The following is an 8,395-nucleotide window of genomic DNA, read 5'->3' as shown; positions in this document are numbered from 1 at the left end:
CGGCCGGGTGCCTGCGCCGGTCCCTGCGGGCGCCCGCTGGCGCGGTGCCCGTGCGCGAGCCTCCCGCCCCGGCGGACGGGTGCCGTCCGCCGGGGCGGGAGCCGGGGTCACTTCGCGGTGACGGCGAACGACTTGCTGCCGGTGTTCACGGTGGTGGAACCCGAGTACCGCAGCGTCAGGACGTGCTTGCCCTTCTTGGTGAGCTTGGCCAGCGTGACGACGGCCTTGCCGTTCTTCAGGGTGGCGGTGCCGACGACCTTCTTGCCGTCGTAGATCCGGACGTAACCGGTGGGGGTGACACCGTTGGCGGTGACGGCGACGGTCACCTTGCCGCGGGCCGACGTCTTGACGCTGGCCGGGGCCTTCGTCGCGATGCGCGGCGCGGCCTTGACGACCGTGACCTTGTAGGTGGCGGCGGCGGTGTTGAGGCGGCTGTCACCGCCGTAGGACAGGGACAGGGTGTGCGTGCCGACCTTCAGCGTCCTGGGCAGCGTCAGCCACGCGCGGCCGGTCTTGTCCAGGCCGACCGTGCCGAGCGTGGTCTTGCCCTCCTTGACGACGACCTTGCCGGTGGCGGTGGCCGGGCCGGTCACGGCGACGGAGAGCCGGCCGGAGGCGCCGTAGGCCGGCTTCGCCGGGGAGACGCCGACGGCGACGCGGGCGGCGGCCTTGGTCACGGTGACCTTGGCGGTGGCGGCGGAGGCGTTGAGCTTGCTGTCACCGGCGTAGGACAGGGACAGGGTGTGGGCGCCGACCGCGAGGGTCTTGGGAAGCGTCAGCGACGCCTTGCCCGCCGCGTCCAGGGTCAGCGTGCCGAGGGTGGCCGCGCCGTCCTTGACGGTGACCTTGCCGGTCGCGGCGGACGGGCCGCTGACGGCGACGGCGAGCTTGGCGGCGGTGCCGTAGGGGACGCTCGCCGGGGAGACGGCGGGGGTGACCTTCGAGGCGCCCTTGGGGACCTCGCTGACCGTACCGGCCACCGTCACGCTCGGGCCGTCGCCGACCAGGTTGGAGGCGTAGACCTCGGCGGTGTACGCGCCGGGGGGCAGGGTCGCGGTCACCGAGGCGGCCGGGGCCTTGAGGTCGGTGCTGAAGGCGACGTCGCCCGCGCTGTCGGTGATCCGCACGCGGTAGTCGGTGACCGGCAGCGCCGGGTCGGCGGGCGCGGTCCAGCTCAGCGTGAGCTGGCGCGGGGCCGGGGCGGTGGCGGCCAGGGAGCCGACCGCGGCGGGCTTGATCAGCGAGGAGCTGTTGGTCTCCAGGCCGCCCGCCTTGGCGTGGCCGCGCACCGAGGTGTCGATGCTGCCGTTGTAGGGCTCGTTCTGGAAGCCGAACGCGGCGATGGTCTTCTCGGCCACGTCGGACGCGATGGCCGCCTTGTGCGCGCCGGCGGTCACGAAGGTGTCGTACAGGCCCTTGTCGAAGAAGGCGCTGGAGGTGTCGATGGCGCGGGTGGGCACCACGTTGTAGACGTCGCGGCCGAAGGTCGGGTCGTCGTAGTAGCCGCCGAACGGGGACAGCTTGTCGTCCGCGCCCTTGACCACGGGGCTGACCGGGGTGCCCGCGCCGAGGTCGAGGGCGCCGATGAAGGCGCCGTTGCTCGCGGCGGTGGTGCTGCGGTCGGGGGCGGTGCGGTTGTTCTGCGCGATCCAGCTCGCGGCGGAGAAGGGGACGAGGTCGCCGTCCTTGAGGATGACGTCGTTCGCCTGGTTCTCCTCGACCGTCTTGCCGTTGTCGTCGGTGCCCTTGACGTTGCTGCCGAGGTTGACGACACCGATGGCGCTCAGGAAGAACTTCCGCGTGCCGGAGCTCGACTGCGGGATGAACGGCCGCACGGGGTGGCCCGCGACCGTGGTGACCGTGCCGGAGTAGATCTCGTTGAGCTGGGTGCGGGTGAGGTTCTTCAGAAAGTCGCCCTTGGCGACATAACCGACCGCGTCCCGGCCGAACGGGATGTACGTGAGGGTGGTGCCCGCGGTGGAGGGGGCGCCGGAGGAGCGCGCGAAGTCCACCTGGCCCGCGATGTTCACGGTGCCGCCCGGGTCGGTGTCCCCGATCAGCGAGGCGCTGAGCGCCTTCTGTCCCGCGCCCGAGCCGTTCGGACGGGTGAAGGTCACGCCGTTCGCACGGGTCTTGACGGTGGCGGAGCCCGTGGCGTCGTACGACGCCACGTCCGGCAGCGCCGTGCCGGCCAGCGCGTTCAGCACGTCCTGGGTCGTGTCGGAGCCGACGCCCACGTACGTGCCGAAGGTGCCGGGCGCGGGGTCGGCGAAGGCCGGTGCGGCGACCGTGAGGGTACCGGCCGCGATGGCCGCGGTCATGACCGCCGCGATCGTGGCGATGGGGCGCTTGGTGCGCATATCTCTGTCTCCTGATCGGGGACTCGTACTGCGTGACGGGTGGGGACCCGCCGGAGCCGGATGGCCGGTCTGGCAGGGTGGAGCCCGTCGTTCGCCCCGACTGAGACTCGGGGCGAACGACGTGTCTGGTGGGTGGCCCGGCGCGCGGGCCGGTTCAGCCGCCCGGCCGCCAGCCGGGCAGGCGTAGGCCGCGCAGCCGGGCGGGGACGGCCGGCCGCGCGAGGGTGAGGGAGCGTCCGCCGGGCAGGCTCAGCCGCAGCGGCAGCCGGGTACCGGCGGCGAAGGGCACCGCCAGGGCCGCGAGCAGGCCGAGGGCCGCGCCGACCGGCACCGCGAAGCGCAGCATCGAACCCGGGTCGGAGGGTGTGATGCCACCCGCCACCGGCACGATCGCCGGGGAGGCGGTCACCCCGGTGGGGCTGGGCGAGGCGCCGGGCTTGCCGCCGGGGCCGGTGTGCCCGTCGGAACCGCCGTCGGAGCCGCTGCCGGAACCGCCGTCCGTACCGCCGTCGGAGCCGCCGGAACCGCCCGAGCCGGTGCCGCCGTCCGTGCCGCCGACCCCGCCCGTACCGCCGTCGGAGCCGGCCGAGCCCGAGCCGGGGGTGCCGGTCCCATCGCTGCCGGGGGCCGGCTTCCAGGTCTCCAGCGCGGTCGCCGCCTTGGCCGCCTCGGCCCGCAGCGCGGACGGCAGCGGCGCGTAGCCGACCGGCAGCATGCCGGGTGCGGTGCCGGGCACCTGGCCGCCGCCCGAGGCGTACCGCAGCAGGTCCGCGTACTGCTTGCGGGCGGTGGGCGCCAGCTCCGCCGGGCGGGCGGCGCCGTAGACCAGCATGCTCAGCGGGTAGACGCCCCTGGCGTTCGCGGTCGGGTCGATCCGGCGCACGCCGTCGGCGGCCTTCGCCGTGTCGGCGGCGGCCACCAGGGCGGCCCTGGTCGGTGCGGTGAACTCGCCCGCGGGGTTGCGGAGCCGGGCGGTCTGGAGGCCGAAGCGGGCGGCGGAGGCCGCGTCGGTGATGGTCAGCATGAAGCGCTGCCCGGCGACCTGCGGGCCCGGCGTCTTCCACACCGGCGGGGTGGCCAGCGGGTCCCAGTTGGACTTCCAGAGCTGGTCGCCGCGGCGGGTGCGCAGCGCGCCGGTGTAGAGGTCGTCCACGTACGGGTGGAAGTCCGTCATCTTCTGCTTCTGGCTGTCCGGGGCGCCGCTGCCGGGCGGGACGGTCTCCCAGCTGTCGTTCTTGGGGAAGTCGTCGCGGTCGGCGGAGAAGGCGTAACCGGTGGGGTTGAGGTCGCCGTTGGAGCTGAAGAAGGGGTTGACGCGCATGCCCCAGTCGTCCGGCACTCCCGCGAGGAACTGCCGGGCCTGCCGGTCGGCGAGCACCCAGGTCCACACCTGCCTGGCCAGGTCGCTGTGGCCGAAAGCGGTGATCAGGTCGGTGTCGGTGCTCGGGTTGGAGGCGACCGACAGGTCCGCGAACTCCTTGTTGTACGCGAGGAATTCGGGGTCGGTGAGCAGTCCTGACGGATTGTGCAGCGCCCAGTCGTAGCCCTTGGCAGCGGTCAGCCGGGGTCCGCCGTCGTCGTAGGCCGTACGGACCGCGCCCCAGGGCGAGTTGCGGTACGACTCGGTGAGCAGCTTGGCGACCAGCCGCGGGGTGAGGTCCAGGGAGCCGACCCGGGTGCCCGCGCGTTTCCTGACGTCGGCGGGCGCGTCGGAGCGGGGCTGGCGCTCGATGCTGAAGCCGATCACGGCGGCGGACAGCGCGACCGGCGCGTAGGTGATGGTGTCGGCGGGTTTGGTCTCGCCGCTGACCGGCAGGGTGGTGAAGACCAGGCTGTCGCCGGAGTCGGTGAGCTGGCCGCGCGCCTCGGAGTCGCCGACCGTGGTGTAGCCGAAGACCGTGCCGGTGCCGCAGAGCCTGGCCTGCCAGCTTCCCATCGCGTCGGAGACCAACTCGCTGCCGGTGGTGTCGACTTCTCGCGCGCCCATCGCGCAGGTCGCGCCGACCGGCTGGAAGTCGAGCCGGACCGCGATGCGGTTGCGCCAGTTCGTGGAGGACACCGGGGAGCCCGCGTTGACCTGGGTGCGGTCCTGGTAGGGCTTGCCGTCCAGGTCCAGGTGGCCCTGCGGGACGATCACCAGCCAGCAGGAGCGGCCGGTGACGCTGCCGTCGGGGTGTTTGACCGGGGCGCCGCAGCCCAGGTGCGGCGCCTCCTCCTTGGTCTGCGCCTCGACGTACTCCTGCCCGGTGCCGTCGGCCCCGGTGCGGCCGAAGTCGATCTCGTTGGTGGTGTTGTAGCTGTAGAACCGGTTGTTCTGGGTGTCGCTGGTGACGACGGTGCCGTCGATGGACTTGAACGGCACCTCGCCGCGGCCGAACGGGCGGCCCGCGCCGTACTTGTCGTCCTCGCCGTAGCTGCCGGGGTCAGCGCTGTACGAGACCTGCCGGGTGTCGTCCGCCTGGTTGCCGGGCCAGGTGTTACGGCCGGTGGTGGGCGACGCGCCGAACTGGCACTGGGTGCGCGGCGGTCCGGGGTTGCCGGGGACGGCGCCGTCGTCCTCGCCCCAGCACTGCATGATCTGGACGAAGTCGGTGTTGAACTGGGTTCCGGCGAAGGTGGTGGGCACCCCGCCGGTCCAGGACACGCTGATCGCCTGGTTGGCGAGGTCGCGGGTCTGGCTGACGCTGAAGCGCATGTCGGCGAATTCGCCGCGGCCGGAGACGGTCACGGCGGACGACGGGGCCGACTGCGCGGCGACCGGCCGCAGATCGGTCAGCAGGGCGGGGGCCGCCTGGGCCGCCGCCGCGCCGAGGACGGCGCCGAGCAGGGCGCCGGTGAGCAGGCGCCGGACGAGCCGGCGGCCGAGGGACTGTCGCGGGGTCGTCACGGCGTGTCCTCCTTGCGGTCGGTCGAAGCGGTGCGGCCGGCCTGGGCCGTGCGGCGGCTCAGGGCGCGGGAGGTCGCGGCCGGTGCCAGGACCAGGCCGACGACGAGCAGCGCCGCGAGGAGCATCAGGGTCTGGGTGCCGCCCCAGCCGCTGTGGCCGCCGACGGCGACCGGCTGCGCGAGGACCACCTGATGGCCGTTGCCGCCGCCGTTCGCACCGCCGTCGCCGGAGCCGTCGCCGGAGCCGTCGCCGGATGAACCGCCGCCCGAGGAGCCGCCGTTGGACGCGTCGACGGGCAGGCCGGTGTCCGGGTCGACGGCGCCCGAGCCGTTGCCGCCGCCCCCGCTGCCGGAGCCGCCGCTGCCGCCGTTCCCCGTACCGCCGGAGCCGCCGCCCGAACCGGCCTTCCCCGTACCGCCGTTACCCGATCCCCCGGCGCCGTTCCCCGAACCGCCGCTCGTACCACCGCTGTTGGAACCGCCGCCTGACGAGCCGCCAGCGCCGCCGGAGCCGCCGGTGGACGCGCCGCCGCTGCCGGTGGTGCAGGGCGCGGCGCCCTGCTTGTCGCAGTCCTGCGGGAAGGGCGCCGACGTGGCGAGGGTGTTGGTGCCGTCGGTGCTGAAGGTCGGGTTGTGGCAGCCCTTGACGTTGATGGTCTGGGTCTGCGCGCCCGGGATGCGGCGGATCTGGTCGAAACCCGCCCGCACCAGGTTGATCGGCAGCGGCGAGTAGCCGAGTTTGGGCGCGTACTGCTGGCCCTGGCACATGAAGTAGTACGAGAAGGCCGCCAGCGTGGTGCCCTTGGCCTGCGTGAACTGCCCCTGCACCTTGAGCGGCAGGATCATGTACGAGTAGCTGGACAGCGGATAGTTGCGCTTGTCGGTGTCGGTGTAGACGCCGCTGAGGTCCTGGGTGAGGTAGTCGGGCGAGTTCTTCTCGGTGTTGATCCGCGCCTTGACCAGGGACACCGCGACGTTGGCGGGTGTCGGCTCGGTGTAGTAGCCCGCGTGGTTGAGCACCTTCGCGACGGGGAAGTGCGCGTTCTTGGCGTAGGAGTAGTTGACGTAGCCGATCGCGCCGTCGCCGTAGTCCTGTGCGACGTAGCCCGCCACGCCGAGGTCGCCCGCCTGGGAGATCATGCCGGGCACCGGCGGGTAGTAGGACGTCGAGCCGCAGGCGCCCGCCCTGCCCACCTTGGCGCAGTAGGTGTTCCACAGCGCGGTGTGCTGCTTGGCCATCCACAGCGTGAACTGGGCGCTGGAGCCCGAGCCGTCGGAACGGACCACCGGCACGATCTTCTTGGCGGGCAGTCGCAGGCCGGGGTTGTCGGCGGCGATGGCCGGGTCTGACCAGTTGGTGACCGCGCCCGTGAAGATCTTGGTGACGTTCTCGCCGGACAGCCGCAGATTGGTCAGCCGCTTCCCGTTGACCTTGAGGTTGTACATGAACACGGTGCCGCCGGCCACGATCGGCATGTACGCGTAACTGCCGTTGGTCGGGTGCTCGGGCGCGGAGCCGTCGGTGGGGTTGGTCTGGAAGGGGATGTCGGAGACCGCGAAGTCCACCGTCCCGTTGAGGAACTGGTGCCGGCCGTCGGAGGAGCCGGTCTGCGCGTACTGGATCTCCATGCCGTACTGCTTGACGTTGCGCCGCCACTGGTCGACGGCGTTGAACGCCCAGGTCGATCCGGCGCCGGACAGCGGGACGTAGTTGTCGGCCGCGGCGGCGCGCTGGACGCCGGGGCCGAACACCGAGGTGACCAGCAGGGCGAGCAGGGCCATGAGCAGGGCGGCCGGGGCTGAGAGGCTTTTGCTGCGGCGGGGCATCAGGAGTTCTCTCCGGGAAGCGGGGATCCGGCCGGGGCTGCGGCGGGAGCGGGCGGCGTGGGGAGGGAGGCGAACAGCGAGGGGCGGGGGGCGCGCAGGTCGTCGAAGCGCTCGACGTCACGGCGGGAGGCGCGGGCGGCGCGGCGGCCCTGGCGCTTGGAGAGCTGTCCTGGACCGCGCCCGCCGATCAGCCGGGCGATGGTGAAGAGCACCAGGACCAGCAGCATCAGCACGGCCGCCGCGCCGAATCCGCGGGCCACCATGGCGGGTTCCGGGGATTTGACGAAGGTGAACACGGCCAGTGGCAGCGACAGCATCGGGCCGTTGGCGGGGTCGGCGTTGACCGCGGTGGCGTATCCGGCGGTGAGCAGGACGGGCGAGGTCTCGCCGATGCCGCGCGCGGTGCCGAGGATGACGGCGGTGGCGAGCCCGGAGCGCGCGGTGGGCAGCACCACATGCCAGACGGTGCGCCAGCGGGGGGCGCCGAGCGCTTCCGCGGCCTCGGTGAGATTGCCGGGGACCAGGCGCAGGACGACGTCCGAGGCCCGGATGATGATCGGCAGCATCATCACGCTGATCGCGAGTCCGGCTGCGAGACCGGACTTGGGGAAGTGCAGGATCAGGATCCAGGTGGCGTAGATGAACAGACCGGCCACGATGGAGGGCAGGGCGGTCATCGCCTCGACGATGGTCCGCACGAAGCGCGCGAACCGGCCGCGGGTCTGGTTGAGGTAGACCGCGCAGGCGATGCCCAGCGGGATGGTGACGGCCAGGGCGATGGCGATCATGATCAGGCTGCCGAGCATCGCGTGGGTGATGCCGCCGACCGTGATCGGGTCGAGCGGGCCCGCGAGCTGCATGTCCTGCGTGAAGAAGTTGCCGTGCGGCAGCGCCTCGCGCCCCCGCCACAGCGTGAAGCCGACGACGAGGACCAGGGCCGAGAACAGCAGTCCCGCGGCGGACCAGAGCACGACGGTCATCAGCCGGTCGCGGACCGCGGGGCCGTCGTGCTCCAGCGAGCACAGCAGGGCGTACGCGGCGAGGAAGACCAGGTAGGTGACGGCCGCGAAGCCCAGCGGGCCGGAGAGCGGGGCCAGTCGGCCGAAGAGGAGGAGGGCGGTGCACACGCCGGTGGCGGCGGCGCCGAGGACGTTGAGGACCGCTCCGCGGGCGACGCCGCCCAGGGCGCGCCGCCGCTGCGCGGCGTCCGGGACGTCGGCCGGCTGCCGTACGACGACGGTGGTGGCGGTGGCGGGCGCGTCGGCGGCGGCAGTTGCGGCGGCGGCGGCAGCGGCGGGCGCGGCCAGGAGATCCGTCATGTC

4 protein-coding genes are annotated in these 8,395 nt (G+C 73.0%); all 4 read right to left on the bottom strand.

Annotated elements, in window-relative coordinates:
• Positions 1-107: 107 nt before the first annotated feature.
• The 4 genes from BGM09_RS06045 to pstA all read right to left on the bottom strand — a co-directional run bounded on the left by BGM09_RS06045 (position 108) and on the right by pstA (position 8,392).
• Positions 108-2,360, bottom strand: coding sequence for an Ig-like domain repeat protein (locus BGM09_RS06045; RefSeq protein ID WP_188280361.1), 2,253 nt, complete (start codon positions 2,358-2,360; stop codon positions 108-110).
• Positions 2,361-2,514: 154 nt separating this feature from the next.
• Positions 2,515-5,247 (bottom strand): hypothetical protein, encoded by a 2,733-nt coding sequence (locus BGM09_RS06040; protein ID WP_188280360.1) that lies wholly within the window; start codon positions 5,245-5,247, stop codon positions 2,515-2,517.
• Positions 5,244-7,073 carry a phosphate ABC transporter substrate-binding protein PstS gene (locus BGM09_RS06035; protein WP_188280359.1) on the bottom strand — a complete coding sequence of 610 codons (1,830 nt, stop codon included), beginning with the start codon at positions 7,071-7,073 and terminating at the stop codon, positions 5,244-5,246. Before BGM09_RS06035 ends, BGM09_RS06040 begins: the two co-directional genes overlap by 4 nt.
• Positions 7,073-8,392, bottom strand: a complete 1,320-nt coding sequence (gene pstA / locus BGM09_RS06030; RefSeq protein WP_188280358.1) for a phosphate ABC transporter permease PstA — start codon at positions 8,390-8,392, stop codon at positions 7,073-7,075. The genes BGM09_RS06035 and pstA overlap by 1 nt, the downstream gene beginning before the upstream one ends.
• Positions 8,393-8,395 lie beyond the last annotated feature (3 nt).

This window comes from Streptomyces sp. CBMA29, from assembly GCF_014596445.1.
Lineage (GTDB): Bacteria > Actinomycetota > Actinomycetes > Streptomycetales > Streptomycetaceae > Actinacidiphila.
The sequence above is the reverse complement of the archived record's forward strand: the minus strand, read 5'-3'. Positions and strand labels throughout refer to the sequence as shown.

Excerpts from the sequence above, each read along its gene's own strand:
- pstA (WP_188280358.1), bottom strand. The coding sequence starts at position 8,392 with ATGACGGATCTCCTGGCCGCGCCCGCCGCTGCCGCCGCCGCCGCAACT.
- BGM09_RS06035 (WP_188280359.1), bottom strand. The coding sequence starts at position 7,073 with ATGCCCCGCCGCAGCAAAAGCCTCTCAGCCCCGGCCGCCCTGCTCATG.
- BGM09_RS06045 (WP_188280361.1), bottom strand. The coding sequence starts at position 2,360 with ATGCGCACCAAGCGCCCCATCGCCACGATCGCGGCGGTCATGACCGCG.